Genomic DNA, 26,228 nt, shown 5'->3' on the forward strand with positions numbered 1-26,228 from the left:
ACATGATATGTGTACGTATCGCACAATTCAAGCTTTGAATCGTGTGGCTGAACCTAGGCTTGGCAGGCGTCAAAGCTCTTCTTCAGCCGTTCAGCGTCGAGTTCGCGGCCGATGAACACCAGCCGGCTTTCGTGCTTTTCGCCGTCCTTCCAGGCGCGCTGGTGGTCGCCCTCGATGATCATGTGCACGCCTTGGATGACATAGCGCTCGTCATCGCCCTTGAGCGCGATGATGCCTTTCAGCCGCAGGATGTTGGGGCCTTCCATCTGGGTGACCTTCTCGATCCACGGGAAGAATTTCTTCGGGTCCATCTCGCCGCCGCGCAGCGACACCGACTGCACCGTCACATCATGGATGTCGGACGGATGAGCGTGATGGTGGTGGTCGTGCCCATCGTGGTGATGATGATCATGATCGTGGTCATGGTGATCATGTTCATCATGCGCTTCGAGGAAATGCGGATCGTTCTCCAGCGCCCTGGACAGGTCGAAGGCGCCGCGGTCGAGCACTTCCGACAGGGCGACGCCGGCGCGCGTCGTGCGGTGAATTTTGGCGGCCGGGTTGATGGCACGGATCGTCGCCTCGACCTTGGCGAGTTCTTCCGGGGTGACGAGGTCGGTCTTGTTGAGCACGACGACGTCGGCGAAGGCGATCTGGTCCTCGGCTTCCTTGGAATCCTTGAGCCTGAGCGGAAGGTGCTTGGCGTCGACCAGGGCCACCACGGCATCGAGCTTGGTCTTGGAGCGCACGTCGTCGTCCATGAAGAAGGTCTGCGCCACCGGCACAGGATCGGCGAGACCCGTGGTCTCGACGACGATGGCGTCGAAGCGGCCGGGCCGCCGCATCAGGCCCTCGACGACACGGATCAGGTCGCCGCGCACCGTGCAGCAGACGCAGCCATTGTTCATCTCGTAGATCTCCTCGTCTGATTCCACGATCAGGTCGTTGTCGATGCCGATCTCGCCGAATTCGTTGACGATGACGGCGTAGCGCCTGCCGTGGTTTTCCGACAGGATGCGGTTGAGCAGCGTCGTCTTGCCGGCGCCGAGATAGCCGGTGAGGACGGTTACGGGGATCTGTGTCTGCGCTTCGCTCATGGCTTGCCTCGAAATGACTAGGCCCTGAAATTCAGGCCGCGAAAAGGGATTGTCGGTTCCATATAGGATGTGCGCCGGGCTTTTGCACGGGGCAAACCATGGGCCAAAGCTGCCGACCGGGATTGTCCCGGCATCATGGCCGCGGAAGCGGCCGCCGTCCCCGGCGACGGAATGATCAACGGGCCTCTTGCCAGGGCTGTCCGGTCCTCGGATCGCATTCACGCAGTGGTCGCTCCGAATTCCCTTCACCCGAAACTCGTTTGTCATCTAACTGAAATAAACATCTGGCATCACCACGGCGGACACCGCGAATGCTTGCCGGCAAAGCTGTTTCGGATGCCGGAATCTTTTTCGATCGTCGATTGCCAACCGGCCGGCTGCGTCTATGCTGTGCGCACCGGTACGGCCGAAGAGGGATGACCATGGCCAAGGCGGACAAGACTGCAACGATGAGCCGGCTGCATTCTGCGGCAAGGCTGGCAAGGACCGCGCTGGCGGCACGGCTCCTGGCGCATGGCTTTTACGCCGGCCAGGACCAGATCATGCTGGCGCTGGACCGTGAGGACGGCCAGACGCCGGGCAATCTCGCCGGTCGTCTCGGCGTGCGTCCGCCGACCATCACCAAGACCATCAACCGGCTGCAGGCGCAGGGTTTTCTGGAGAAACGCGCGTCGGACTCCGATGCCCGCCAGGCCCATATCTTCCTCACCGATACCGGCCGTGAAACCATCCGCGCCATTGAGAAGTCGGTGAAGAAGACCGAAAAGCAGGCGCTTAAGGGCCTCGACAAGAAGGACCAGAAGGCGCTGTTCAAGCTGCTCGCCCGCATCGAGGCCAACCTCTCCAACGAGGAACTGGTGCTGATCGACGACGACGCCGAGTCGGATGACTGATCTCTCCGGCCGTCAGGCGGCCGCGGTATTTCCGTGGATCAAGGACGACCAACGGCCCGGCGTCATGCCGAACGCTTTCTTGAATTGCCTGTTGAAGTGGCTCTGGTCGCTGAAGCCGGCCTCGATCGCGATCTGTGCCAAGGGCACGCCGGCGGCGATCATCCTGCGGGCGCGCTGAAGCCGGCGCATTAGCAGGAAACGATGCGGGCTGGTCGAGAAGGCCGCGCGGAAATGTCTCGACAGGGCATAGCGGTCGAGACCCGTGACGGCTTCCAACTCACCCGAACGCACGGGCCGGTCGAGGTTTCCCGTGAGATACTCACCCGCCAGTGTCGCCGCCCGCCAGGCCGTCCCGGCTATTGGCTTTGCCGGCTTGCCGGCATGCCGGTTAAGACTTTGCATCAGTCGCGCCAGGAAGTCGTCGACGAACAGCTCGTCGAGTTCCTGCTCCAACGGCCCGAGCGCCGACAGCAGGGTCGCGCAGAAGGCCTCGTCCGTCACCACGCCGTCCCTGACGAAGGGCAGCGCCGTGCCGCCGAGACAGTCGAGCATCAGTGACGGCTCAAGATAGAGCATCCTGTAGCGCAGGCCTTCTTCCGTGCCGGCGCCGCCATCGTGCAACTCGTCCGGATGCAGCACGATGACCTGGCCGGGCAGGCTCAGCCGTGCCGCGCCGCGATAGCGGAAGGTCTGCACGCCGCGCAGCGTCACCCCGATCGCGTAGGTGTCGTGGCGATGCGGATCGAAGGCGCTGCCGTGAAACCGCGCCTCGATGCGCTCCATCCCCGCGGGGTCGCGAGCGGAGATGATGCAGTTTTCAGCGGCATCGGCGCACAAACGTCCAAGACCCTCGAAGGCCTGACGGTCTAGATCGAACGACATCGTCTCCTTCAGCCTCGCTACACGGGGCCTAACCTTGAAATGGCTCACTTTCCCATGTTCGATACGAAATTTGCAATCGTGCTGCGGCAAGACCTGGCCGTCTGGCAGAAACTCAACGTCACCGCCTTCCTGACCAGCGGCATTGTCGCCCAATTCCCCGACATCATCGGCGAGCCCTATCGCGACCGCGCCGGCAATCTCTACAATCCCCTGTCGATCCAGCCGGTCATCGTGCTCTCGACCGACCAGGCAACGATGAGTGCGATCCATCGGCGTGCGCTGGAACGCGGCGTCACCACCTCGCTCTATGTCGAGGAGATGTTCTCGACCGGCTTCGATGCCGCCAACCGCGCCGTCTTTGCCGAGTTCGCGCCCGAAGATGCCAAGGTGGTCGGCATAGCGCTGCGTGCCGAGAAGAAGGTGGTCGACAAGATAACCAAGGGCGCCCGCATGCACGCGTAGCGCCCGAAGGCTAAGCCTGACGCCGACTGTTGTTGTACCAGCGAGCTTAGGCGCGGCTGCGGGCGACAATTGGCTTGCCGGCAAGCCGCAATTCCCGCAAAGGTGGGGTTCCAGCCCAGCTTTTCCCCGGCCTGCACGTGAATCCTTCCCAAAGACATGTCGAAAGCGCGACGCCGCCGGTGGCGATCCTGTGCATGCTGACCACCTATGTCTTCTTCACCTTTCTCGACACCAGCAGCAAATATCTCGTCCTGGCCGGCGTCTCCGTCCTGATCGTCGCCTGGGTGCGCTTTGCCGTGCATGTCGTGCTGGTTGGAGCGCTGCTGCGTGGCTGGCGCGAACCGAGGCGATTTCGGCCGGTCAACCTGCCGGCGCATGTCATGCGCGGCGCGTTCCTGTTCGGCTCGACCATGTTCAATGTCCTGGCGCTGCGCTCCCTGCAACTGGCCGAGACGACCTCCATCTATTTCTTCGGGCCGATGGTGATCACCGCCCTTGCCGGGCCGCTGCTCGGCGAATGGGCCGGATGGCGGCGCTGGCTGGCTATCCTGGCCGCTTTCGCCGGGGTCCTGATCATCACGCGGCCCGGTGTCGGCGTTTTCGGCATCGGACATCTCTTCGCGCTCGGCTCGATGCTGTCGAACTGCTTCTATGTCATCATGACGCGCCGCATGTCGGCGACCGAGACTCCGGAGAGCCTGATCTTGTTCTCGGCGTTGGCGCCGACGGTCCTGCTGCTGCCCTTGCTGCCGTTTTCATTTTCCCTGCCGCATGATGGCTGGCACTGGTCCGTGCTGCTCATGCTTGGCGTGTTCGGCGGTGTCGGCCACTGGTTGCTGGTCCAAGCCTATCGGCTGGCGACGACCACAGCGCTCGCGCCATATCCCTATTCGCAAATGGTGTGGATGATCATTTCGGGCTGGCTTGTCTTCAAGCAGTTCCCCGACCGCTGGACGCTGGTCGGCGCCGCCATCATCGTCGCCAGCGGCCTCTACATCGTCCATCGCGAACATCGGCTCAGGCTGCGCAGCCGTGCGGCCTCGGATGTCGAGGCCGAGGCGCTGGCAAAAAAACTTTGATTTGGCCCGGATCGATGGCATAAGGCCGCCCTTAAACAGTTTAAAAAAACGACGGGGAGCGAAAGGCTGGCACAGAAGATCAAGCTGTCGACGATCGCGGATGCGCTCGGCGTGTCCACGGCCACCGTATCCTTGGCACTGCGCGACAGCCCGCTGGTTGCCGGCTCGACGCGCGACCGCATTAAGGAATATGCGCGCGCCATCGGCTATATCTACAACCGCCGCGCCGCCAGCCTGCGCACCTCGCGCTCGGGCATTGTCGGTGTCGTCGTCCACGACATCATGAACCCGTTCTTCGCCGAGATTCTGCGCTCGATCGAGAGTGAGCTCGACCGCAGCCGACAGACCTTCATCCTGTCCAATCACTACGATCAGCTCGAAAAACAGCGCACCTTCATCGATACATTGCTGCAGCTCGGCGCCGATGGCGTCATCATGTCGCCGGCTATCGGCACGCCGGCGTCCGATATCGTCATGGCCGAGGAGAATGGGCTGCCGGCGGTGCTGATCGCACGCACCGTCGAGGGCGCCGACGTACCGGTGTTTCGCGGCGACGATGCCTATGGCACGGGCCTCGCCACCAACCATCTGATCTCGCTCGGCCACAAGCGCATCGCCATGATCGGCGGCACCGACCAGACCTCGACCGGCCGCGATCGCTACCAGGGCTATGTGAACGCCATGGAGGCAGCCGGACTCGACGTCAGGCCGTCCTGGCGCATATCAGGCCCGCGCACCAAGCAGGCCGGTTTCGAGGCCGCCGGGCAGTTTCTGGCGCTGAAGGACAGGCCGACCGCGGCCTGCTGCTGGAACGACCTCGTCGCCATCGGCCTGATGAACGGCATTGCGCGTGCCGGCCTTGTGCCGGGCGTCGACATCTCCGTCACCGGCTATGATGACCTCGAAGAGGCGGCGATAGCCACGCCGGCGCTGACCACCGTCTGGAACGGCCAGCGCGAGGTCGGCCGCCGCGCCGCCAGTGCGCTGCTCGACAAACTCAACGGGCAGACGGTGCGGCCCTCGCAGGAATTGATCAAGCCGGAACTGCATGTGCGCCAGTCGACCGGCAAGCCGGTGGAGCGTGCATGACCAAGGCCGAACAATTGGGAGCCGTTGCCATTCTGGTGCCGGCCGATTTCAGCGACCACGCCGTCGCGCGTATCGACCAGACGTTCAATCGCATCGGCATCGAGCGCGCCGATCCCGCGCTGGTCACCGACGAGATGCGCCGCGCGGTGCGCGGCATCGCATCCTTTGCCGGCATCAGTGCGGCGATGATGGACGCGTTGCCGAAGCTCGAACTCATCGCCTCGTTCGGCGTCGGCTACGATTCGGTCGATGTCGGCCATGCGACGGCGAAGAACATCATGGTCACCAACACGCCCGACGTGCTGACCGAAGAGGTCGCCGACACCGCGATCGGGCTGCTGATCAACACGGTGCGCGATCTGCCGCGTGCCGAAACCTGGCTGCGTGACGGCAGCTGGGCGAAGAAGGGCAACTATCCGCTGAGCCGGCTGACCTTGCGCGCGCGCCGCGTCGGTATTTTCGGCATGGGCCGCATCGGACAGGCCATTGCACGGCGGCTGGAGGCCTTCGGCCTGCCGATCGCCTATCACAACCGGCGCCGGGTCGAAGGCCTGTCCTACCAATACCATGACACGCTGAAGGGCTTGGCCGAGGAAGTCGACACGCTGATTTCGGTGGCGCCCGGCGGTGCTTCGACACAGAAAGCGGTCAATGCCGGGATCCTGTCGGCGCTCGGCGCGAACGGCGTCTTCGTCAACATCGGCCGCGGCAGTACCGTCGACGAGGCGGCCCTTGCGGCCGCTCTCGCCGACGGCACCATCGCCGCCGCCGGGCTCGATGTCTTCGCCGACGAGCCGAATGTCCCCAAGGCGTTGCTCGACTTACCAAACGCCTCTCTGTTGCCGCATGTCGGCTCGGCCTCGGAGCACACACGCCGCGCCATGGCCGATCTATGCGTCGACAATCTGGTGTCGTGGTTCGGCGACCGCAGGCCGCTGACACCAGTGCCCGAGACGGCGCATGTGAAGGCTCGCCCTTGAGCGGTGGCACTGCCACACTTATTAACGTCCGCTTAACCCTTTGAAATCATTCTTCATCCTGTGTGCTGGATGAGGAATGATGAAAACGCTTTTCGCATTGATCGGTGCAGCCGCGCTGTTTGGCGGCGTTCAGCTGTTTCATGACGGCAGCGGGGAAAGCATTGCCAATGAGGCCACGCCTTCCAATGCCTACAGACTGATTGCCAATGGCGACGAAGGCGCATGCGCGGTCACGCGCGGCGCCTCGGTCTCGGATGGCCTGTCGCTGCTGACGGTGGCGCCGAATTGCCGACGGCTCCTGCCGGGCCTCGAGCGGGCTAAATTCTGGCGCGAGCAAAACGACGGAACCGTTGCCTTCAGCGCCAACGGCATCGATCCGATCGTCACCTTTGCCGTGGCTGATGGCGATGGCTACGAATCCTACGCGCCGGCCCTGCCGTTGCTGTCGCTGGCATCAGACGGTGGCTTGAAACCTAGAGACTGACTACTCCGCCGCCGCCCGCGCGCCGGCTTTCGCGGCGGCATGCAGGCGCACCGCATCGCCGAAAGCGCGAAAAATCTTGGCGGAATTGCTGTCCGACTTGACCCAGTATTCGGGGTGCCACTGGACGCCGACGGCGAAGGCGCGGGCACCCTTGACCGAAACCGCTTCGACCGTGCCGTCGGTGGCGACAGCCTCGATCTCGAGCTTCGATCCCAGCCGGTCAATCGCCTGGCGATGCAAGGAATTGACCTTGATGTCGCCGGCGCCGAACACGCCGGCCAGGCAACTGCCTGCCTTGATCGAAATGGTCTGGTGAATAGCGAAGCGCTCATCCTGTTTGTCGCTCACCGCCGCACGGTGGTCCAGCGACCCCTCGCGCTCCTGGATCTCGGTGCCCAGTGTGCCGCCGAGCGCCACGTTCAATTCCTGGATGCCGCGGCAGATGGCAAGCAGCGGCACGCCGCGCTCGATCGCCTTGCGGATCAGCGGCAGCGTCGTGGCGTCGCGCGCGGTGTCATAGGGGCCGTTCGCTTCGCTGGCATCGCCGCCATAGAGCGAGGGGTCGACGTTGGATTTCGAGCCCGTCAGCATGACGCCGTCGACCGACGACAGAAGTTCGTCGAAGTCCAGCCGGTCGCCGAACGATGGCACGAGCAGTGGGAAAACGCCGGCACCTACGATTGCTGCTTCCAGATATTGTTGAGGGGCGGCATGCCAGGTGTAGTTGTCGAACTGACGGACGTCGGTCGATATGGCGACGAGCGGCTGCTGCATTTTGGGTCTGTCTTCCATCTGGCAAGGGATATCCTGCCTTTAAAATAAGCGATCCCCGGCCATTTTTCCAGCCAAGTCTCAGCGTGTCGCATGGGCCACGAAACCGCCTGTTAGACTATAGTTGCAGGGTCGCATGGCTTCGCCATCAAATCCGGCCGGCGTGCTGGACTCGACTCCTTGCCCGTGTATTGTTTCGAGCGAACCGATGCGGGAGCCGAGGATTTCCCGAACGTCGGTTTGTTGGTCCAAAAGGGAGGAACTGCATGGATCGTCGTTCATTTATCCGCAAGGCCGGCGTCACCGGCGTCGGCGCAGCCGCGGCGGCGGCCACGCTCGCCGCACCGGCAATCGCCCAGTCCAACCCCAAGGTGACATGGCGATTGGCGTCGTCCTTCCCGAAGTCGCTCGACACCATCTATGGCGGGGCCGAAGTGTTCTCCAAGATGCTGTCGGAAGCCACCGACGGCAATTTCCAGATCCAGGTCTTTGCCGCCGGCGAGCTTGTTCCCGGCCTGCAGGCCGCCGATGCCACCACGGCCGGCACGGTCGAGGCCTGCCACACGGTGGCATATTATTACTGGGGCAAGGACCCGACATGGGCGCTGGGTGCGGCGGTGCCCTTTTCGCTCAACGCGCGCGGCATGAATGCATGGCACTACCATGGCGGCGGCATCGACCTGTTCAATGAGTTTCTCGCCACGCAAGGTCTGTTCGGCCTGCCGGGCGGCAACACCGGCGTGCAGATGGGCGGCTGGTTCCGCAAGGAGATCAACACCGTCGCCGACCTCTCCGGCCTCAAGATGCGCATTGGCGGCTTTGCCGGCAAAGTGGTGCAGAAGCTCGGCGTGGTGCCGCAGCAGATCGCCGGCGGCGACATCTACCCGGCGCTGGAAAAAGGCACCATCGACGCCGCCGAATGGGTCGGCCCCTATGACGACGAGAAGCTCGGCTTCTACAAGGTCGCGCCCTATTATTACTATCCCGGCTGGTGGGAAGGCGGCCCGACCGTCCACCTGATGTTCAACAAGGCGAAATACGACGAGCTTTCGCCGACCTACAAGTCGCTGCTGCGCACGTGCGCCCAGGCCGCGGACGCCAACATGCTGCAGAAATATGACTATGTGAACCCCCCGGCGGTGAAGCGGCTGGTGGCCGGCGGCGCCAAACTGCGCCCATTCAGCCAGGAGATCATGGCCGCCTGCTTCGAGAAGGCCAACGAGGTCTACGCCGAAATGGAAGCCTCGAACGCGCCGTTCAAGAAGATCTGGGAATCGATCAAGGGCTTCCGCAAGGAGCACTATCTCTGGGCGCAGGTGGCCGAATACAATTACGACACCTTCATGATGGTCCAGCAGCGCAACGGCAAGCTGTAGGCGATCGTACTTTGCTTTTCGAAAGCCTCGGGGCATTTTTGTTCCCCGGGGCTTTTCTTTGCTCGACGGCGACGGCAATCGCCAAATGCCGCGAAGCCTGAACCTCAGCCCATCGCTGGTACCACCAGCACCTTCACTTCACCCGGAGCCGGCGGATTGGCGATCACCCCTGGCGCCTCTTCGAGCGTGACTTGCCTAGATATCAACCGATCGATCTCGATCACGCCCGACGCGATAAGCTCGGCGGCGCGGCGATGCGTGTAGGGATTGAGGAATGAGCCCACTACCTTGAGTTCACGGAACAACAGGTCGAAGGGCTCGAATTCCACCTTCATGCCTTGCGGCGTCACGCCGACGATAACGACGGTGCCGCCCGCCCTTGCCAGCCGCATCGACTGCTCGACGGTCTCGCACACACCGGCGCATTCGAACACCACGTCGGCACCACCAGGCATCAGTCCGGCCGGACCGGCGATGGCCTCGATCACATCGGTGGCGGCGGGATCGACCGTCGCCGTCGCACCGAGTTCGCTGGCAAGCGCTCGCCGCGAGGCTTGCCGTGTCGACAGGATGATAGTGGTGGCCCCGGCCAGCCGTGCCAGTTGCACGGTGAGCAGGCCGATGACGCCGCCGCCGAGCACCACCACCGAGCTGCCTGGCTTGATCTCGGCAAGGTCGACGCCGTGCAGGCAGCAGCCGAGCGGTTCGCAGAAAGCACCATGTGTCGGCTTCAGATTCGCGGGAAGGACAAAGGCCTGTTTCTGCGGCATCACCACATAGTCGGCAAAGCCGCCGTCGCGGTGGATGCCGATGGCGGTGAGATTGCCGCACAAATTGACGCGGCCGGCATGGCAATGGCCGCAGCGCCCGCAGGCGATGTTGGGGTCGCCGGTGACGCGGTCGCCGACGGCAAAGCCGGAGACGGCGGTGCCGATTGCCTCGACGATGCCGGAGAATTCGTGCCCGGGTGTCACTGGCGGCCTGCAGGGGAACTCGCCGCGGAAAAGATGCCGGTCGGTGCCGCAGACACCGCAGGCTTCGATCCGCACCAGGAGGTCGTCCGAGCCCGGGACCGGTTTGGCGATCTCGCGCAACGAGATGCTGCCCACTGCCTCCAACCGCACGGCTTTCATGGCATCGTTTCCATCAATTGAAGCTCGGCGGTTGCGACAGGTCCGGCGCGGGTGCAGCCGGCTTGGCCGGCGGCGCATCGCCGAAATTCGGGGGCTGCGACAGATCGGGCGTGCCGGGCGCCGTCGGTGCGGCGCCGCCATTGGCAGGCACGCCGCCACCGTCCGGCGCGCCGAGCGGCGACAGGCTGGGCACCCCGGGCACCGTGTAGTCGATCGTGCCGGAATCGACGGCCGTGCCCTTGTAGCGCATCACCATTTGCGGGAAGGCGATGGTCAGGCCGATCATGATCACCTGGATGCAGACGAATGGCACCGCGCCCCAATAGATCTGGCCCGTTGTCACCGGCGCGATCTGCTTGCCGGTCAGGCGATCGAGATAGGGCACGCGGGCAGCGACCGAGCGCAGGTAGAACAGCGCGAAGCCGAATGGTGGATGCATGAAGCTGGTCTGCATGTTGACGCCCAGGAGCACGCCGAACCAGATCAGGTCGATGCCGAGCTTGTCGGCCGCCGGCGCCAGCAGCGGCACGATGATGAAGGCCAGTTCGAAGAAATCGAGGAAGAAGGCGAGGAAGAAGACGAGCATGTTGACGCCGATCAGGAAACCGACTTCGCCGCCCGGCAGCGAGGTCAAGAGATGCTCGACCCAGATCTGGCCGTTGACGCCGTAGAAGGTCAGCGAGAACACCCGCGCGCCTATCAGGATGAACAGCACGAAGGACGACAGCCGCGTCGTCGAGGCCAGCGCCTGCTTGATCACGTCCATCGACAGCCGGCCCTTCATTGCCGCCATAGCCAGCGCACCGACCGCGCCCATCGCGCCGCCCTCGGTTGGGGTGGCGATGCCGAGAAAGATGGTGCCCAGCACCAGGAAGATCAGCGCCAGCGGCGGGATCAGCACGATCACGACCTGCTGCGCCAGCCGCGACATCATGTTGATGTTCAGGCTGCGGTCGAGGATCGCGACGATGTAGATGAAGATGACGCCGACCGTCGCGCCGAGAATATCGGCGTTGTCGCCATGAGCGGGCACCAGGTAACGGTAGGCCGCATAGGCGATCGCAATGGCCGCTATCAACGCGATCAGCAACGACACCACGCCATGGCCGAGCGTCCGCGCCTCAAGCGGCAGGGCAGGCATCGACTTTGGCCGGACGATCGACATGATCACGATGTAGAGCGTGTATAGGCCGGTCAGCACCAGGCCGGGGATCAGGGCGCCGGCATACATGTCGCCGACAGAGCGGCCGAGCTGGTCGGCGAGAACGATCAGCACCAGCGACGGCGGAATGATCTGGGCGAGCGTGCCCGAGGCAGCGATGACGCCGGATGCCACCCGGCGGTCATAACCATAGCGCAGCATGATCGGCAGCGAGATCAGTCCCATGGCGATGACGGACGCCGCCACCACGCCTGTGGTCGCGGCCAACAGTGCGCCGACGAAGATCACCGCGTAGGCGAGGCCTCCGCGGACGGGTCCGAACAACTGGCCGATCGTGTCGAGCAGGTCTTCCGCCATGCCCGATCGTTCGAGCACGATGCCCATGAAGGTGAAGAACGGGATCGCCAGCAGCGTGTCGTTCGACATCACCCGGCTGCCGTAGAAATTGTCCGGCAGCGCATAGAGCAGCGGCCATGCGAGATTGATCGCGCCGCCCGAATAGGGCGTCAGAAGCACGCCGATAAAGAAGAACATCAAGCCGTTGGCGGCGAGCGAAAAGGCGACGGGATAGCCGATCAGCATGAACAGGATCAGCGAGGCGAACATGATCGGCGCCATGTTCTGGGCGATGAACTCCATCACGAACGCACCTCTTCGGCGAGCGCCTTGGCTTCGAGTTCAGCCTGTTCGTGCACGGAAATGAATGGGTTGGGATCCTCAATGACGCCGCGCATGATGGCGATCTTCTTGATGATCTCGGAAATGCCCTGCAGCGCGAGCAGGAAAAAGCCGACCAGCAGGATCGCCTTGGCCGGCCACACGATCAGGCCGCCGGCGTTGGTCGACATTTCGCCGCTGTGAAACGACAGCGACACGTAGGGCACGAAATAGAACACCATCAGCGTCACGAACGGCATCAGGAAAAAGACGTGGCCGAAGAGGTCGATCCAGTGCTGCACGCGGCGTGAAAACAGGCCGTAGACGATATCGATGCGGATATGCTCGTTCTGTTTCAGCGTGTAGGCGGCGGCCAGCATGAAGGCGGCTCCGAACAGGTACCATTGCAGCTCCAGCCAGGCGTTGGACGAGGTGTCGAACACCTTGCGGATGACCGCGTTGGCCGCACTCACCAGGATCGCCAGCAGGATCAGCCAGGATACCGATTTGCCGATGAACTCGTTCATACGATCGATCGTTCTGGATAGAGCGAGAAGCCCTGCCATGCATTCCTCCCTGATGCGGTGACGCGCGATCGCCCTTTTCGTCGCGCCGCCTGGCCCAACCGTATGCAGTGCGTGGTCCGGTTGGTCAACACGGGGACGAAGGATGCAGGCCAATCGGCGCTCGCGGCACGGTGGAAAACCGCGGCCTGAAGAGACGTCATGCAACCAAAGTCTGACGGGATCAGACGACCTTGCCGGTGTCGCGGCCGGCGCCGATCAGGATCAGCATGGCAACCAGGAACAGATACATCCAGGCATCGCGCCATTCGGCCGGGAAATAGCCGGCCCACAGTGATTCGGCCATGCCGAAAGCGGCCGCGCCCAGCGCTGCCCTTGGCGGTGAGAGATAACCGCCGACCGCCGTCACGAACAGGATCTTCAGGCCGTAGACAAGGCCGGAACCGAAGCTGACATTGCCGTAGTAGAGGCTGGCCATGACCCCGGCCAGCGCGGCGCAGAAGCCGCCGAACAGCACGGCACGCCGGAACACGCCGCGCACGTCGACGCCGCATAGGGCGGCGGCCCTGGGGTCGTCGGAGACGGCGCGCCAGCACCGGCCGAAGTTTGAGCGGGCAAATGCCCAGGTGGCGAGGGCGACCGCCGCCACGACCACGGCGCAGTCGAGCACCTGGATCAGCGTCAGCGTCGCCTTGAATCCGGAGGCTTCGGCGAAAACGACGGGCTCGGCCAGCATCGGCGGCAGCCACAGATCATGTGTGTCGGCGGCGATGCGGCTTGCTTCCGACAGGACGAGCAGGATGCCGAGCGTCGTCACCACGATGGCGTTGGGCGAGCGGTCGGCCAACGGCTCGAAGACGCTGCGCGACAGGACATGGCTGATGAGCGCCGCATAGAGGAACGCCGCGAGGACGCCGAACAGCACCGAAGCCAGCAGCGTCAGCCACAGCACTTGGTAGCCGAAGGCGACGCTCAGGATCATTGCCTGGCCGCAAAAGGCAAACAGCGCCCCATAGGCAAGGTTGGTGCGGTGCAGAATGCCGTTGGTCAGCACGTAGCCGAAGGCGAGCAACGCATAGAGCGCACCCGAATGCAGCCCGTTCAGCACCTGCTGGAAGAAGTAAAGCATGCTCGACAACACCAGAAGCATCCCGCCCAAGAGGGAATAGAACAAGCGCGGACAAAGGCGACGGTACCCTGCGCATCCGAGGTTTGCATCGTCGAATCTAACTTGTCAAACGCGATTTATCGGTTAGATGTTCGGGAATGACAGTTGCCTGGACTTCTCACCGCTTCACCGGCGGCCTGCTCGCGCTCGACACGGCGAACACCGTCGTGCTGCGCGGCGATCCGGAGCGCACATTCGACCGCTTCGACGATCCGGCCGAAATCGCCCGCTTCGCCGACGCGGCTAGCGGCTTTCGCGCCGCCGAGCTTGGCGACAGACGGCTGGCGGTGTCCTCGCCGGCGGCAATCGCGCCCGTCGTGCTGTCGATCCGCGAGACGACCGATAGGCTGTTTCGAGGCGCTGTGTTGAAAGGCGCGGTGGCCACCGCCGATCTGCCCGAATTCCTGCGGTCCTGCGCCGACGGCCTGGCCGCCGGCGGGACCGAGATTGGGGCGCAGGGACGGCCGTTCGGCGATCCGGCGACGCCGATCGCCTTCGAGGCGGCACTGGCGGTTTCGGCGCTTTCCCTGCTGCGTGACGACACCGTCGCGAGGCTCAGGATCTGTCCCAATTGCACCTGGCTGTTCGTCGACAGAAGCCGCAATTCCAGCCGCCTTTGGTGCGACATGGCGGTGTGCGGCAACAGGCAGAAGGCAAGCCGTCACTATCGCCGCCGCATGGCGGCCAATGAGGTCAGGAATGCCTAGAATTCTTTCCCGCTCGACGGTTGCTGGCGCGGCGCTGATCGCGGCGATGACGCTTGGCGCTTGCCGGGATACTGGCGGTGGAGGCAAGCTGTTCGAAGTTTCCGGCAAGATATTCGTCTTCAACTACCGCCTCGCCAGGGCGACCTATGTCGTGACGCTGAGGCCCTTGCGGCCGATGGGCGAGGGTCAGGTGGCGGTTGCCAGCTTCCAGAACCCCGCCGGTGGTGATCCCTTCGTGGTCGAGCAGAAGATCTGGCCGAAGCTCGACAAGGTGAGCCTGGAAAGCCCGGCGCTGACCTGCGTTGTCAAGAACAAACCCTATGCCATCGCCATCAGCATCAAGGGCGCCGATGGCGCGGTCCTGCAGGAGATCGACACCACGCTGATGTCGACGGAAGACCAGTCCATCCTGCCCGATCGGCCGCTGGTCATCGACCAACTCTACACGGCCAACCCCGACCTCGCCGGCCATCCCGACGGCAAGCTGCCGGGCGAGCCGAAGCCGGACTGCTCGAAAGCCGGCTGACACCTTCCGACGGCATCGATTTCGGCTGGAATTTTCGTATGCCATCGCGCTGTCGGCGCACCGTTTCATGCGTGATCCAGCGCCCGCCGAACTGCTTGTCGCGCGTTGGCTGGTCCTTTCGATTTTGTTTGACCTGCCTTGCAAGGGGAGAAAGGATGCGTCATCCGATCCCGACGTTGGCTGCTGCCCCGCGCGGCCTTCGCAGAGGAAATGCCTGATGACGCTGCACGATGTCGCGCTCGACGACAAGTTCGATCTTGGAAAGGAGCGCATCTTCCTGTCCGGCGCGCAGGCGGTCATCCGCATGCTCCTGATGCAGCGCGAGCGCGACCGCCGCGCCGGCCTGAACACGGCAGGCTTCGTCTCCGGCTATCGCGGGTCGCCGCTCGGCGGCCTCGACATGCAGCTGTGGAAGGCGAAAAAGCAGCTCGCCGGGGCCGACATCGTTTTCCAGCCCGGCCTCAACGAAGAGCTGGCCGCCACCGCCTGCTGGGGCTCGCAGCAGACGGAACTGGCGGGCGAGGGCACCCATGATGGCGTCTTTTCGGTCTGGTACGGCAAGGGGCCGGGCGTCGATCGTTCGGGCGACGTGTTCCGCCACGCCAATCTCGCCGGCTCGTCCAGACATGGCGGCGTCCTTGCGCTCATGGGCGACGACCACATGGCCGAATCCTCGACCAATGCGCACGCCACGGAATTCCTCTTCGTCGACACCATGGTGCCGATCCTCAACCCGGCCGGTGTCCAGGAGATCATCGACTACGGCCTGTACGGCTTTGCCATGTCGCGCTTCGCCGGCACCTGGGCGGCGATCAAATGCGTCAAGGACAACATCGAATCGACGGCTTCGGTCGATGCCTCGCTCCAACGGTTGAACATCGTCGTCCCAGATTTCGACATGCCGCCGGGCGGCCTCAACATCCGCCACGAGATCGACATGCTCGGCCAGGAAGAACGGCTGCATGAGCACAAGCGTGCCGCTGCCTCCGCCTTCATCCATGCCAATGGGCTGAACAGGATCGTCTATTCGGGCGGCCACAATCCGAAACTCGGCATCATCACGCTGGGCAAGAGCTATCTCGATGTCCGTCAGGCGCTGGAGGATATCGGCATCGACGAGGCGGCCGCCAACCGCATCGGCGTGCGGCTGTTCAAGGTCGGCTGCCCCTGGCCGCTCGACCTGCAGCACATCGCCGACTTCGCGCGCGGTCTCGACACCATCGTCGTCGTCGAGGAGAAACGCTCGCTGATCGAGGTGCAACTGCGCGAAAGCCTTTATGGCACGGCCTCGCAGCCGGCCATCGTCGGCAAGAAGGACGAGCGCGGCGACTGGCTGTTTCCGGCCAAGGGGGCGCTCGACCCCAACGAGATCGCCATTGCGCTCGGCGAGAGAATCCTCAAGACCATCGGCCCATCCGAAGAGATTTCGGCCAGGGTAGCCAAGCTACGCCAGTTCCAGGCGATGCTGGCCGATGCCACCGACATCGGCTCGCGCACACCCTTCTTCTGTTCGGGCTGTCCGCACAATTCCTCGACCAAGGTGCCGGACGGCTCGATCGCCGCCGCCGGCATCGGCTGTCACTTCATGGCGCTGTGGATGGATCGCAACACCGTTGGCTTTACCGCCATGGGTGGCGAGGGGGCGCAATGGGTCGGCCAGGCGCCGTTCTCCAGGCGCGACCACATCTTCCAGAATCTCGGCGACGGCACCTACAACCATTCCGGCACGCTGGCGATCCGCTTCGCCCTGTCGAGCGAGGCCAACATCACCTACAAGATCCTCTACAACGACGCCGTCGCCATGACCGGCGGCCAGCCGCATGAGGGCGGGCTGACAGTGGACATGATTGCCAGACAGGTGCGGGCAGAGGGCGTCGACCGCATCGCCATCGTCACCGACGAACCCGACAAATATGCCGGGAAGGCCGAATTCCCGGCCGGCGCCACTATCCACCACCGCGACGACCTCGACCTCGTCCAGCGCGAGCTGCGCGACGTCAAGGGCGTATCGATCCTGCTCTACGACCAGACCTGCGCCGCCGAAAAGCGCCGTCGTCGCAAGCGCGGCACCTTTCCCGATCCCGACAAGCGGGTGTTCATCAACGAACTGGTCTGCGAAGGCTGCGGCGATTGCGGCGTGCAATCGAACTGCGTCTCGATCCAGCCGGTCGAGACCGAATTCGGCCGCAAGCGCAAGATCGACCAGTCGAGCTGCAACAAGGATTTCTCCTGCGTCAACGGCTTCTGCCCGTCCTTCGTCACCGTGCACGGTGCCAAGATCCGCAAGGCCGAGGGCCTGGCCGGCGGGACCGACCCGCTTGAAGGCGTGCCGATGCCAGCCGAATTCCCGCTCGGCGTCGAGGGCTGGGCGGCGATCATCGACGGCGTCGGCGGCACCGGCGTCGTCACCGTCGGTGCCGTGCTCGGCATGGCGGCGCATCTGGAGGACAAGGGTTGCGGCATGATCGACATGGCCGGCCTGGCCCAGAAGGGCGGTTCGGTGTTCACCCATGTCCGCATCGCCCGCACGCCGGAGGACATCAATGCCATTCGCGTTTCGGCGGGAAAGGCCGACCTCGTGCTCGGCTGCGATCTCGTCGTGTCGGGCGCCAAGAAAGTGCTGACGGCGGTGCGCGAGGGGCATACGATCTTCCTCGCCAACACCGCCGAGATCATGCCGGGCGAATTTGCTCGATCGGCCGATTTCTCGCTGCCGATCGAGCGCCTGAAGAAGGCGATCCGCTCAGCGGCCGGTGACGACAAGGCGCATTTCTTCGACGCCACCCGCACCGCCACAGCCCTGTTCGGCAATTCGCTGGGCGCCAACATGTTCATGCTCGGCTTTGCCTTCCAGTACGGCGGTCTGCCGCTCTCGGCCGAAGCCGTCGAAAAGGCCATTGAATTGAATGGCGAAGCGGTGGCGATGAACATCGCTGCTTTCCGCTGGGGCCGCCGCGCCGCGCATCAGCCGGATTTCGTGTGCGGCCTCATCGCCCAGCCCGGCCCGACGATCGCCGGGAAGGCTGCTCCGGCCGCCGAGACACTCGACGATATCATCGCCCGCCGTGCCGCCTTCCTCACGGCCTATCAGAACGCTGCTTACGCTAAGCGCTACGCCGACAGGATATCGACGCTGCGAGGGTCAGAAACGAAGGCCGTGCCGGGTTCGACCGCCGTGACCGAGGCCGCCGCCAAAAGCCTGTTCAAGCTGATGGCGATCAAGGACGAATACGAGGTTGCGCGGCTTTATACCGACGGCTCCTTCGCCGCCGCGCTTGGCAAGCAGTTCCAGAGCTACGAGAAACTTGAATTCCATCTCGCCCCGCCGATCATGGGACGTCGCGGCAATGACGGCAAACCGAGGAAATCGAGCTTCGGCCCGTGGATGATGAAAGGCTTTCGCCTGCTGGCCGCGATGAAGGGCCTGCGCGGCACGGCCTTCGACCTGTTCGGCTACACCGCCGAGCGGCGCATGGAGCGGCAATTGCTCGCGCAGTACGAGGCCGATCTACAGCTCGTGGCCAGCTCGCTGGCGCCGGGCAAGATCGAGGCCGCGGTAGCCCTGGTCTCGGTCCCGGCGTTGATCCGCGGCTATGGCCATGTCCGGCAGGCAAGCGCCGGAAAGGCGGCGGGCGAGCGCTCCAGACTGCTCCAGCGACTGACCCAAACCATGCCGGTACCGGTTCTCAGTGCCGCTGAGTGATTTCTCCACCCATGCCCGAAGCCTGCTGCAAGGTCCTCTTGCCGAGGCGGGCCGGCCGAAGCCGTAGCTTAAGCCCCTCTGTCTAAGCCTTTCTTAAGGCGGTTGTGGCATGACAAGGCTTAGCGTTGGGCCGATCATATGGGCAAAACAAAGACCGAAAGCATCCCCGCGGATGTCTATATCCAATTTGTGCGGTCGTTGTTCGACAACGCGCACATGTTGGTGATCGGTGGCGCGTGCTACTGGATCCTCGGATTCATGATTTATCTGCGCACGCAAAATCCGTTGTTTCTGGCCTTTTCTTTTATTCTACTGCCGATCAGCCTTCTGCGTTATTTCGGTATTCGCAGCTTCCTGAAGACCGGGGGCGTGATTGCCGACGTCGAACACGCACACCGATTGGAGCGCAGTTACATCCTCAAGGGCTGCTTGCAGGGCCTCGGATTGGGCGCGCTGTGCTTCGTGTCGATCTATGTGTATCCCGACCCATTCGCCGAACTGGCGGCAATGTCGCTGACCCTGGCGACCTTGGTCACGGTTGTCGCCCGTAATTACGGGTCTCCGCGCATGGTGCGGATTTTTTCTGTAACCTTCATCGGTCCGGCGGCGCTAGCGCTCCTGCTGCGTTTGGATGCCCCGTCCGTCGTCCTCGGTCTGATGATCTTCCCGATGACGTTCATTACCATCAACAGCGCCGACCATGTTCGCAATGTGCTGTTTTCGGCGGTCATCGGCCACAAGCAGGCGAAAAGCATAACGCGCAAGTTCGACCGCGCGCTCAACACCATGTCGCACGGCCTAGTCATGCTCGGCCCTGATGGGCGCGTCGCGGTCGCCAATGCCGAGGCCGCCCACCTGATGTCGCTGAAATCGGCCGACGCGCTGCTCGGGCGTTCCATCCACGGGCTTCTGATGCGCGGCGTCGCCGGCGGCATGCTGGCGCCGAAGGACTGCCGCTACGTCGAGGCGCAGCTGACGCGCGCGCTGCGCGAGGGCAGGGACCGCAAGGTTCTTGTTTCGCTCGCCAACGGCCAGCATTACGAATTCTCCGCGCGCGAAGGCAGCCAGGAACTCGGCGTGATCACCTTCGAGGATGTCACGGCGCGCGTCGAAGCGGAGGAAAAGATCCGCTTCATGGCGCGCTACGACAATCTCACCGGCCTCCCCAACCGCGCCTACTTCCATGAACTGGTCGGCGAGCTGATGGCCTCCGGCGACCGCGATCGCCTGTGCGGCCTCGCCGTGATCGACCTCGACGATTTCAAGAGCGTCAACGACACGCTCGGCCATCCCGTCGGCGACGGGCTGATCTACGCCGTGGCCGACCGGCTGGCGGCCATCGCCGGGCAAGGCCTTACCGTCAGCCGCTTCGGTGGCGACGAGTTCATGCTGTTCTTCGACCGCATCGATGACGAGAGCCATCTGGAGAGCCTGCTCGACCAGATTTTCGCCGAGCTGCAGGGCGAGGTCGACGTGGCGGGCCATGGGCTGCGGATCCAGGCCAGCGCCGGCGCGGTACTGTCCAAGGTCGGCGGAACCGATGTCGACGCCATGATCGTCAAGGCGGACCTGGCGCTCTACAAGGCCAAGGAACTCGGCAAGAACGGGTGGCGGCTGTTCGAGGCGGCAATGGATGCCGCATTCCGCAATCGCCAGCTGATGAAGGCGGATCTGCGCAGCGCCGTGGAAGGCAGGGAACTGCGGGTCGTCTACCAGCCGATCGTGGCGATGAACACCATGCGCATCGCCAGCTGCGAGGCGCTCTGCCGTTGGGACCATCCCGATCTCGGACCGATTTCGCCCGGCATCTTCATTCCGCTGGCCGAGGAGATGGGCATCATCTCCGAGATCAGCACCTTTGTGCTGCATGCAGCTTGCACCGAATGCGCCAAATGGCCTGACCAGACCAGCGTCTCCGTCAATCTCTCGGCGAGGGATTTCCGCAGCCGCGACGTCATCCAAAAGGTGCGCGATGCGTTGGCTAACTCCGGCCTCGACGCTAGCCGCCTGGAGATCGAAGTCACGGAAACCGCGCTGCTCGACGACAAATCCCTGACCCGCCAGTATATCGAGGAACTGAAGCAGCTTGGCGTCCGCATCGCCCTCGACGATTTCGGCACCGGCTATTCAAGCCTGAGCTATCTGCACAAGCTTCCACTCGACAAGATCAAGATCGACCGGTCGTTCGTTATGGACGTCACCCACAATCCGCGCTCGCTCGAGCTGTTGAAGGGTGTCGTCGACCTGACCCGCGTCCTGGGACTCACCGTCACCATCGAAGGCGTGGAAACATTCGAGCAGCTTAAGGTCCTCATGCATTCGGTAAAGCCGGATCTTGTCCAGGGCTTTCTGTTCGGCGCGGCGCTCAGCGCGTCGGGCATCGAGACGATGTCGAACGTCACCTGGCCGTTTGCCGCGGATCTGCGTCTCGCCGCAAAGCGCACAGTCGGCTAACTTTCGTCCTCGCCGAGTTGATAATACGCGTTGCTTGGATCGTGCGGCAGGTACGAACCACAATATCCGGTTGTCGCGAAAAAACCCAAGCAAAGCGTGCAGTAGTTTTGGCCGAATTTGAAGAAGCGAAAGATTTGACCGGATCGACGCATCTGTCGAAGCGGAACGCTCCAGTGCTTTTCGCGCCCGAGTCTGCAGCGCGCCCTTCATGAGAATGAAGCCTTGGACTAGAACATCCAAGCTGCCCCTTCAGCAACCACTCCGCAGCCAAGAACCTCCGGCTGTTAAGGTTAACAAGTGGTAAACCAACGGGATCCAATTTTCGGCTTGTGTCTCATTTCAACTCGAATAGCCTGTTCACGGCGGATACGAGGACTTGAGAATGGATGCTGCGAGAAACGATGCGCGGGCTGGCGCCAGCTCCAATGCTGGGTCGGCGCTGAACCAGTCGATCATGCAATTGCTGGAGCATGTCGACTACCGTCTCATCACTGGAGGCGAGGATCTGGAGGCGATCTACCGCCTTCGCTATCAATCCTACCTGCAATCGGGCATGTGCGGCCCGATCGCCAGCGGGATGTTCGAGGACCGCTGGGACAATCTGCCGAATTCCTATCGTTTTGGCGTCTATTTCGATGGACACCTGGTCAGCACGTTACGGCTTCACTACATTTCGAGAGAGCACCCTCATTCGCCGTCCGTCGACGCCTATCCGGAAATATTGGCCGAGCGGCTTGCCCGCGGAGAGACGTTCATCGACGGGACTCGTTTCGCAACCGATGCCGACAGTGCGCCCGCGCCCGGAGTTCTGCCTTTTCTGACGCTCAGGCTTGGCATGGTGGCCGCCTCTTACTTTGGGCTCACCGCAGTGCTTACGCCGATCAAGATCGAGCATTCCGCTTACTATGCTCGTATCTTCCACGCCGTTCAGAGGACAGAGGGCAAGGTGTTTCCGGGTGTCCTCGCGCCGATCGCTCTGTTCGAAATCCCGTGCGGCGAAAACTTGCGCCAGACACTCGAACGGTTCCCGTTCTTTAAGTCGACAGCCGTGGAACAGCGAATGATGTTCGCCAATCCGGCCATCAACCGGCTGACGCCGCTGTCCATAGTGCCGACGGCGAAATACTACCGCGATGCTGCCTGAACGGGCGTCGTCCTTGCATCTGAACCTTCCCGCGGCTTCGCCGTTATAGGTAGCGGCATCGCCATCGAGTGTCGCCGCGCTCCTGCCCAACGGGCATTTCGCCCCGGGCTTCTGCCGCATTGTTCGTGGGAAGGAATACGGTCATGACCATCCACTCGCTCGCGCTCACACCGCTGATCTCGCTGATCGCCGGCGTGCTGATCCTGATCATGCCGCGGCTCCTGAACTACATCGTCGCGCTCTATCTGATTGTCGTTGGGCTGCTCGGGCTTTTTCCTCACCTTGCTGGCTGAGACGCTGGGCAGGGCTCGCGCAAGGCCATCCCTGCGGGCATCGGCCGCCAGTTTCAAGTTTCCCTTGAGGCAGTTGTCGGCTGCGATGCGGCAATAGCGCCATTGCCCTGCGCCCAGCTTTTCGGTATGTGCCTGAAAGATGTCTTCGAAGGGGTATTCCTATGGCTGAGCACACGCCGAGCGGTCCTGTAGAACTGGGCGCGAAGATGGACTATGCCGAGCATGACCGCACCTATGCGGGCTTCCTGGCGCTGGCCAAATATGGCTCGCTCTTCTGCGGCGCGCTTCTCCTGGCGATGGCTTTCGGCTTCTTCGCGGGCGGCTTCTTCTCCGCGCTGATCCTGTTCGTGCTTATTCTGGCAGTCGGCGCCTTCATTCTGCGATAAACCTTCCAAAAGTTCTTGCGAATGATGTCGCCGGACACCCCGGTCGACACTTCGCGCAGACAGGTTCCGGCCGAAAGGATCATGCGGTGGGACAGACGGTTTTCATCCCTCGTGAGCTCGATGCGAACGAACCGCGTGTCGCGGCTTCGCCCGATACGGTGAAGCGGCTGACGGCCCTGGGTTTCGACGTGGTCGTCGAAGCCGGTGCCGGCACCCGCTCGCGTATCCCCGACGAAGAGTTTGCCAAGACAGGTGCCGTCATCGGCAAGGCCTCGGATGTCGCCAAGGCCGATGTCGTGCTGAAGGTTCGCCGGCCAACGGATGCCGAGCTGAAGAGTTACAAATCCGGCGCTGCGGTGATCGCCATCATGGATCCCTACGGCAACGATGCGGCTGTCGCGGCCTTGGCCAAAGCCGGCGTCACCGCCTTCTCGATGGAGTTCATGCCGCGCATCACCCGCGCGCAATCGATGGACGTCCTGTCCAGCCAGGCCAATCTTGCCGGCTACCAGGCGGTGATCGACGGAGCCGCCGAATACGACCGGGCGCTGCCGATGATGATGACGGCGGCTGGCACGGTGCCGGCGGCGAAGGTCTTCATCATGGGCGTCGGCGTTGCCGGCCTGCAGGCGATCGCCACCGCCCGCCGTCTTGGTGCCGTCGTCACCGCTACCGACGTTCGCCCCGCCGCCAAGGAACAGGTCGCCTCGCTCGGCGCAAAGTTCCTCGCCGTCGAGGACGAGGAGTTCAAGGCGGCCGAGACGGCCGGCGGCTATGCCAAGGAAATGTCTAAGGAGTACCAGGCCAAACAGGCGGCGCTGACCGCCGAACACATTGCCAAGCAGGACATCGTCATCACCACGGCGCTGATCCCCGGCCGTCCGGCGCCGAAGCTGGTGTCGGCGGCGATGGTCGCTTCGATGAAGCCGGGCTCGGTGCTCGTCGATCTCGCGGTCGAGCGTGGCGGCAATGTCGAGGGCGCCGAGGCTGGCAAGATCGTCACCACGGCCAACAATGTGAAGATCGTCGGTCATCTCAACGTGCCAGGTCGCATCGCGGCATCCGCCTCGCTGCTTTATGCCAGGAACCTGTTCGCCTTCGTCGAGACGCTCGTCGACAAGACGACCAAGACGCTTGCCATCAATCGCGACGACGATCTGGTCAAGGCAACCATGCTGACCGACGGCGGCAAGGTCGTTCATCCGGCCTTCGCCAAGGCCGACCAGCAGCCTTATGTCGAGCCGGCCGCGATCCCGGCCACGACCATGATCGCCGATGCCACGGCCGCGCCCAGGAAGGCCGCGCCCGGGAAGACCGCCGCATCCAAGTCACCCTCGCCGAAGCCGAAAGGGACCGCGTGATGGACCAGACCTTGCAGAAAGCCTTGGATCAGCTCGACCAGGCAAGCGCTGCCGTTCGGCTCGCGGTGCAGAACCTGGCCAATGCCCCAGGCGGTGCAGAGGCGGCCGGTGATGCCGCGCATGCGCTCTCGGGCGGGGCCATCGATCCCTTCGTCTTCCGTTTCGCCATCTTCATCCTGGCGATCTTCGTCGGCTATTACGTCGTCTGGTCGGTGACCCCGGCACTGCACACGCCGCTGATGGCCGTCACCAACGCCATCTCGTCCGTCATCGTCGTCGGTGCGCTGCTCGCCGTCGGCATCGCGGCCTCCGGCGTCGCCGCCGGCTTCGGTTTCGTCGCGCTGATGCTGGTCTCGGTCAACATCTTCGGCGGCTTCCTCGTCACCCAGCGCATGCTGGCCATGTACAAGAAGAAGGACAAGTGACGTGACCGTCAATCTCGCCTCCTTCCTCTATCTGGTATCCGGCGTCCTGTTCATCATGGCGTTGCGCGGCCTCTCCCATCCGACCACCAGCCGGCAGGGCAATCTCTACGGCATGGTCGGCATGGGCATCGCCATTGCCACCACGCTGGCGCTGGCAACCCCGTCCGCCGGCCGCTTCGGCCTGATCGTGCTTGGCCTCGCCATCGGCGGTGGCGTCGGCGCCGTCACGGCCAAGCGCATTGCCATGACCTCGATGCCGCAACTGGTCGCCGCCTTCCACTCGCTGGTCGGCCTTGCCGCCGTCATGGTGGCGGCCGCGGCCATCTATGCGCCGGAAAGCTTCGGCATCGGCACGGATGGCGACATCCATGCCCAGGCCCTGATAGAGATGAGCCTTGGCGTCGCCATCGGCGCCATCACCTTCACCGGCTCAGTCATTGCCTTCCTGAAGCTCGACGGCCGCATGTCGGGCAAGCCGATCATGATCGGCGGCCGTCACGTCATCAACGCTGCCCTTGGCGTGGCGCTGATCGTGCTGATCGTGCTGCTGGTCACCACGGAATCGAAACTGGTGTTCTGGCTGATCGTTGCCGCCTCGCTGGTGCTCGGCGTGCTCCTGATCATCCCGATCGGTGGCGCCGACATGCCGGTCGTCGTATCGATGCTGAATTCCTATTCCGGCTGGGCGGCGGCCGCCCTTGGCTTCACGCTCGGCAATCTGGCGCTGATCATCACCGGCGCGCTGGTCGGCTCGTCCGGTGCGATCCTGTCCTACATCATGTGCAAGGGCATGAACCGGAGCTTCATCTCGGTCATCCTCGGCGGCTTCGGCGGCGAGACCGCCGCTGCGGCGGATGACGGCATCGAGCGCACCGTCAAGCAAGGATCGGCCGACGATGCCGCCTACCTCATGATGAACGCGCAGAAGGTCATCATCGTGCCGGGTTACGGCATGGCGGTCGCCCAGGCGCAGCACGCGCTGCGTGAAATGGCCGACAAGCTCAAGGCCAATGGCGTCGACGTCAAATACGCCATCCACCCCGTCGCCGGGCGCATGCCCGGCCACATGAATGTGCTGCTCGCCGAAGCCAACGTGCCTTACGACGAAGTGTTCGAGCTCGAGGACATCAACTCGGAATTCGCGCAGGCCGACGTCGCCTATGTCATCGGCGCCAACGACGTCACCAACCCGTCCGCGCGCGACGACAAGTCGTCGCCCATCTACGGCATGCCGATCCTCGACGTCGACAAGGCCCGCACCTGCCTGTTCGTCAAGCGCTCGCTCGGCTCCGGCTATGCCGGCATCGACAACACGCTGTTCTACAAGGACGGCACCATGATGCTGCTCGGCGACGCCAAGAAGATGACCGAGGAAATCGTCAAGGCGATGGATCACTGACCGGCAGGTCTTGACCGTCGAATGGAAAGAGCCCGGTCGATGCCGGGCTCTGTAATTTTGGCGTGATGCTGCC

Annotated in this window: 25 protein-coding genes; 18 read left to right on the forward strand and 7 right to left on the reverse strand. The window is 63.4% G+C overall.

Translation table 11 applies throughout. From position 1 onward, the window contains the following. Window positions 1-53: 53 nt before the first annotated feature. Entirely contained in the window at window positions 54-1,097 is a 1,044-nt protein-coding gene (locus tag FJ936_RS01330) for a GTP-binding protein (RefSeq protein WP_140788599.1), read from the reverse strand. A gap of 135 nt (window positions 1,098-1,232) precedes the next feature. Between FJ936_RS01330 and FJ936_RS01335 the strand changes: the two genes are divergently transcribed. Then, a complete protein-coding gene (locus tag FJ936_RS01335) occupies window positions 1,233-1,517 on the forward strand; it encodes a hypothetical protein (protein WP_140615028.1) in 285 nt (94 codons plus the stop codon). 2 nt (window positions 1,518-1,519) lie between these two features. Next, entirely contained in the window at window positions 1,520-1,990 is a 471-nt protein-coding gene (locus tag FJ936_RS01340; RefSeq protein WP_015314298.1) for a MarR family transcriptional regulator, read from the forward strand. Between the two features lie 12 nt (window positions 1,991-2,002). Here the strand turns inward: FJ936_RS01340 and FJ936_RS01345 are convergent, their stop codons facing one another. Continuing rightward, a complete protein-coding gene (locus FJ936_RS01345) occupies window positions 2,003-2,872 on the reverse strand; it encodes an AraC family transcriptional regulator (protein WP_140788601.1) in 870 nt (289 codons plus the stop codon). A 54-nt stretch (window positions 2,873-2,926) separates the two neighbouring features. Between FJ936_RS01345 and FJ936_RS01350 the strand changes: the two genes are divergently transcribed. The 5 genes from FJ936_RS01350 to FJ936_RS01370 all read left to right on the forward strand — a co-directional run bounded on the left by FJ936_RS01350 (window position 2,927) and on the right by FJ936_RS01370 (window position 6,966). Then, window positions 2,927-3,334, forward strand: coding sequence for a DUF2000 family protein (locus tag FJ936_RS01350; RefSeq protein WP_140788603.1), 408 nt, complete (start codon window positions 2,927-2,929; stop codon window positions 3,332-3,334). A 194-nt stretch (window positions 3,335-3,528) separates the two neighbouring features. After that, window positions 3,529-4,413, forward strand: coding sequence for a DMT family transporter (locus FJ936_RS01355; protein ID WP_041163585.1), 885 nt, complete (start codon window positions 3,529-3,531; stop codon window positions 4,411-4,413). Window positions 4,414-4,479: 66 nt separating this feature from the next. Next, the gene (locus FJ936_RS01360) at window positions 4,480-5,502 is read left to right on the forward strand and encodes a LacI family DNA-binding transcriptional regulator (RefSeq protein ID WP_141906039.1); all 1,023 of its coding nucleotides are present in this window, start codon (window positions 4,480-4,482) and stop codon (window positions 5,500-5,502) included. Then, window positions 5,499-6,482 carry a 2-hydroxyacid dehydrogenase gene (locus FJ936_RS01365; RefSeq protein WP_140788607.1) on the forward strand — a complete coding sequence of 328 codons (984 nt, stop codon included), beginning with the start codon at window positions 5,499-5,501 and terminating at the stop codon, window positions 6,480-6,482. The genes FJ936_RS01360 and FJ936_RS01365 overlap by 4 nt, the downstream gene beginning before the upstream one ends. Before the next feature lie 76 nt (window positions 6,483-6,558). After that, entirely contained in the window at window positions 6,559-6,966 is a 408-nt protein-coding gene (locus FJ936_RS01370; RefSeq protein WP_140788609.1) for a hypothetical protein, read from the forward strand. Here the strand turns inward: FJ936_RS01370 and FJ936_RS01375 are convergent, their stop codons facing one another. After that, window positions 6,967-7,758, reverse strand: a complete 792-nt coding sequence (locus FJ936_RS01375; RefSeq protein WP_224622904.1) for a gamma-glutamyl-gamma-aminobutyrate hydrolase family protein — start codon at window positions 7,756-7,758, stop codon at window positions 6,967-6,969. A 245-nt stretch (window positions 7,759-8,003) separates the two neighbouring features. On the opposite strand from FJ936_RS01375, the gene FJ936_RS01380 reads away from it, so the two are divergent. Next, the gene (locus FJ936_RS01380; protein ID WP_027142806.1) at window positions 8,004-9,113 is read left to right on the forward strand and encodes a TRAP transporter substrate-binding protein; all 1,110 of its coding nucleotides are present in this window, start codon (window positions 8,004-8,006) and stop codon (window positions 9,111-9,113) included. Window positions 9,114-9,217: 104 nt separating this feature from the next. Here FJ936_RS01380 and FJ936_RS01385 read toward each other — a convergent pair whose 3' ends face one another. From FJ936_RS01385 to FJ936_RS01400, 4 genes are all read right to left on the reverse strand, one after another. Further along, a complete protein-coding gene (locus FJ936_RS01385) occupies window positions 9,218-10,246 on the reverse strand; it encodes a zinc-dependent alcohol dehydrogenase family protein (protein WP_140788613.1) in 1,029 nt (342 codons plus the stop codon). A 13-nt stretch (window positions 10,247-10,259) separates the two neighbouring features. Further along, a complete protein-coding gene (locus tag FJ936_RS01390) occupies window positions 10,260-12,047 on the reverse strand; it encodes a TRAP transporter large permease subunit (protein WP_140788637.1) in 1,788 nt (595 codons plus the stop codon). Next, window positions 12,047-12,631 carry a TRAP transporter small permease subunit gene (locus FJ936_RS01395; RefSeq protein WP_015314287.1) on the reverse strand — a complete coding sequence of 195 codons (585 nt, stop codon included), beginning with the start codon at window positions 12,629-12,631 and terminating at the stop codon, window positions 12,047-12,049. The genes FJ936_RS01390 and FJ936_RS01395 overlap by 1 nt, the downstream gene beginning before the upstream one ends. Window positions 12,632-12,812: 181 nt before the next feature. Continuing rightward, window positions 12,813-13,718 (reverse strand): branched-chain amino acid ABC transporter permease, encoded by a 906-nt coding sequence (locus FJ936_RS01400; RefSeq protein ID WP_140660062.1) that lies wholly within the window; start codon window positions 13,716-13,718, stop codon window positions 12,813-12,815. A 137-nt stretch (window positions 13,719-13,855) separates the two neighbouring features. Between FJ936_RS01400 and FJ936_RS01405 the strand changes: the two genes are divergently transcribed. The 10 genes from FJ936_RS01405 (at window position 13,856) to FJ936_RS01450 (ending at window position 26,155) form a co-directional block, all read left to right on the forward strand. Further along, complete coding sequence (locus FJ936_RS01405; RefSeq protein WP_140723386.1) at window positions 13,856-14,464, forward strand: CGNR zinc finger domain-containing protein; 609 nt, start codon at window positions 13,856-13,858, stop codon at window positions 14,462-14,464. Then, on the forward strand, window positions 14,457-14,990 hold the full coding sequence (locus FJ936_RS01410; RefSeq protein ID WP_246671896.1) for a hypothetical protein: 534 nt from the start codon (window positions 14,457-14,459) through the stop codon (window positions 14,988-14,990). Before FJ936_RS01405 ends, FJ936_RS01410 begins: the two co-directional genes overlap by 8 nt. A 217-nt stretch (window positions 14,991-15,207) precedes the next feature. Beyond that, complete coding sequence (locus tag FJ936_RS01415; RefSeq protein WP_140788618.1) at window positions 15,208-18,693, forward strand: indolepyruvate ferredoxin oxidoreductase family protein; 3,486 nt, start codon at window positions 15,208-15,210, stop codon at window positions 18,691-18,693. Between the two features lie 138 nt (window positions 18,694-18,831). Next, window positions 18,832-21,147 (forward strand): EAL domain-containing protein, encoded by a 2,316-nt coding sequence (locus FJ936_RS01420; RefSeq protein ID WP_015314282.1) that lies wholly within the window; start codon window positions 18,832-18,834, stop codon window positions 21,145-21,147. 454 nt (window positions 21,148-21,601) lie between these two features. Then, window positions 21,602-22,291: an acyl-homoserine-lactone synthase gene (locus FJ936_RS01425; RefSeq protein ID WP_224718899.1), complete on the forward strand. Its 690-nt coding sequence runs from the start codon at window positions 21,602-21,604 to the stop codon at window positions 22,289-22,291. A gap of 143 nt (window positions 22,292-22,434) precedes the next feature. Continuing rightward, window positions 22,435-22,584 (forward strand): DUF3096 domain-containing protein, encoded by a 150-nt coding sequence (locus tag FJ936_RS01430; protein WP_015314280.1) that lies wholly within the window; start codon window positions 22,435-22,437, stop codon window positions 22,582-22,584. A gap of 161 nt (window positions 22,585-22,745) precedes the next feature. Continuing rightward, window positions 22,746-22,970, forward strand: coding sequence for an aa3-type cytochrome c oxidase subunit IV (locus FJ936_RS01435; RefSeq protein ID WP_015314279.1), 225 nt, complete (start codon window positions 22,746-22,748; stop codon window positions 22,968-22,970). Window positions 22,971-23,056: 86 nt separating this feature from the next. Next, window positions 23,057-24,331 carry a Re/Si-specific NAD(P)(+) transhydrogenase subunit alpha gene (locus FJ936_RS01440; protein WP_140788628.1) on the forward strand — a complete coding sequence of 425 codons (1,275 nt, stop codon included), beginning with the start codon at window positions 23,057-23,059 and terminating at the stop codon, window positions 24,329-24,331. Beyond that, window positions 24,328-24,756, forward strand: a complete 429-nt coding sequence (locus FJ936_RS01445; RefSeq protein WP_174361964.1) for a proton-translocating transhydrogenase family protein — start codon at window positions 24,328-24,330, stop codon at window positions 24,754-24,756. Before FJ936_RS01440 ends, FJ936_RS01445 begins: the two co-directional genes overlap by 4 nt. A 1-nt stretch (window position 24,757) precedes the next feature. Further along, a complete protein-coding gene (locus FJ936_RS01450) occupies window positions 24,758-26,155 on the forward strand; it encodes an NAD(P)(+) transhydrogenase (Re/Si-specific) subunit beta (RefSeq protein WP_140788630.1) in 1,398 nt (465 codons plus the stop codon). Window positions 26,156-26,228 lie beyond the last annotated feature (73 nt).

Source organism: Mesorhizobium sp. B2-4-13 (assembly GCF_006658535.1).
Lineage (GTDB): Bacteria > Pseudomonadota > Alphaproteobacteria > Rhizobiales > Rhizobiaceae > Mesorhizobium > Mesorhizobium australicum.

Coding starts and splice junctions, on each gene's coding strand:
- FJ936_RS01330 (WP_140788599.1), bottom strand. CDS start 1,097: ATGAGCGAAGCGCAGACACAGATCCCCGTAACCGTCCTCACCGGCTAT.
- FJ936_RS01335 (WP_140615028.1), top strand. CDS start 1,233: ATGGCCGCGGAAGCGGCCGCCGTCCCCGGCGACGGAATGATCAACGGG.
- FJ936_RS01340 (WP_015314298.1), top strand. CDS start 1,520: ATGGCCAAGGCGGACAAGACTGCAACGATGAGCCGGCTGCATTCTGCG.
- FJ936_RS01345 (WP_140788601.1), bottom strand. CDS start 2,872: ATGTCGTTCGATCTAGACCGTCAGGCCTTCGAGGGTCTTGGACGTTTG.
- FJ936_RS01350 (WP_140788603.1), top strand. CDS start 2,927: ATGTTCGATACGAAATTTGCAATCGTGCTGCGGCAAGACCTGGCCGTC.
- FJ936_RS01355 (WP_041163585.1), top strand. CDS start 3,529: ATGCTGACCACCTATGTCTTCTTCACCTTTCTCGACACCAGCAGCAAA.
- FJ936_RS01365 (WP_140788607.1), top strand. CDS start 5,499: ATGACCAAGGCCGAACAATTGGGAGCCGTTGCCATTCTGGTGCCGGCC.
- FJ936_RS01370 (WP_140788609.1), top strand. CDS start 6,559: ATGATGAAAACGCTTTTCGCATTGATCGGTGCAGCCGCGCTGTTTGGC.
- FJ936_RS01375 (WP_224622904.1), bottom strand. CDS start 7,758: ATGGAAGACAGACCCAAAATGCAGCAGCCGCTCGTCGCCATATCGACC.
- FJ936_RS01380 (WP_027142806.1), top strand. CDS start 8,004: ATGGATCGTCGTTCATTTATCCGCAAGGCCGGCGTCACCGGCGTCGGC.
- FJ936_RS01385 (WP_140788613.1), bottom strand. CDS start 10,246: ATGAAAGCCGTGCGGTTGGAGGCAGTGGGCAGCATCTCGTTGCGCGAG.
- FJ936_RS01390 (WP_140788637.1), bottom strand. CDS start 12,047: ATGGAGTTCATCGCCCAGAACATGGCGCCGATCATGTTCGCCTCGCTG.
- FJ936_RS01395 (WP_015314287.1), bottom strand. CDS start 12,631: ATGGCAGGGCTTCTCGCTCTATCCAGAACGATCGATCGTATGAACGAG.
- FJ936_RS01400 (WP_140660062.1), bottom strand. CDS start 13,718: ATGCTTTACTTCTTCCAGCAGGTGCTGAACGGGCTGCATTCGGGTGCG.
- FJ936_RS01405 (WP_140723386.1), top strand. CDS start 13,856: ATGACAGTTGCCTGGACTTCTCACCGCTTCACCGGCGGCCTGCTCGCG.
- FJ936_RS01410 (WP_246671896.1), top strand. CDS start 14,457: ATGCCTAGAATTCTTTCCCGCTCGACGGTTGCTGGCGCGGCGCTGATC.
- FJ936_RS01415 (WP_140788618.1), top strand. CDS start 15,208: ATGACGCTGCACGATGTCGCGCTCGACGACAAGTTCGATCTTGGAAAG.
- FJ936_RS01420 (WP_015314282.1), top strand. CDS start 18,832: ATGGGCAAAACAAAGACCGAAAGCATCCCCGCGGATGTCTATATCCAA.
- FJ936_RS01425 (WP_224718899.1), top strand. CDS start 21,602: ATGCAATTGCTGGAGCATGTCGACTACCGTCTCATCACTGGAGGCGAG.
- FJ936_RS01430 (WP_015314280.1), top strand. CDS start 22,435: ATGACCATCCACTCGCTCGCGCTCACACCGCTGATCTCGCTGATCGCC.
- FJ936_RS01435 (WP_015314279.1), top strand. CDS start 22,746: ATGGCTGAGCACACGCCGAGCGGTCCTGTAGAACTGGGCGCGAAGATG.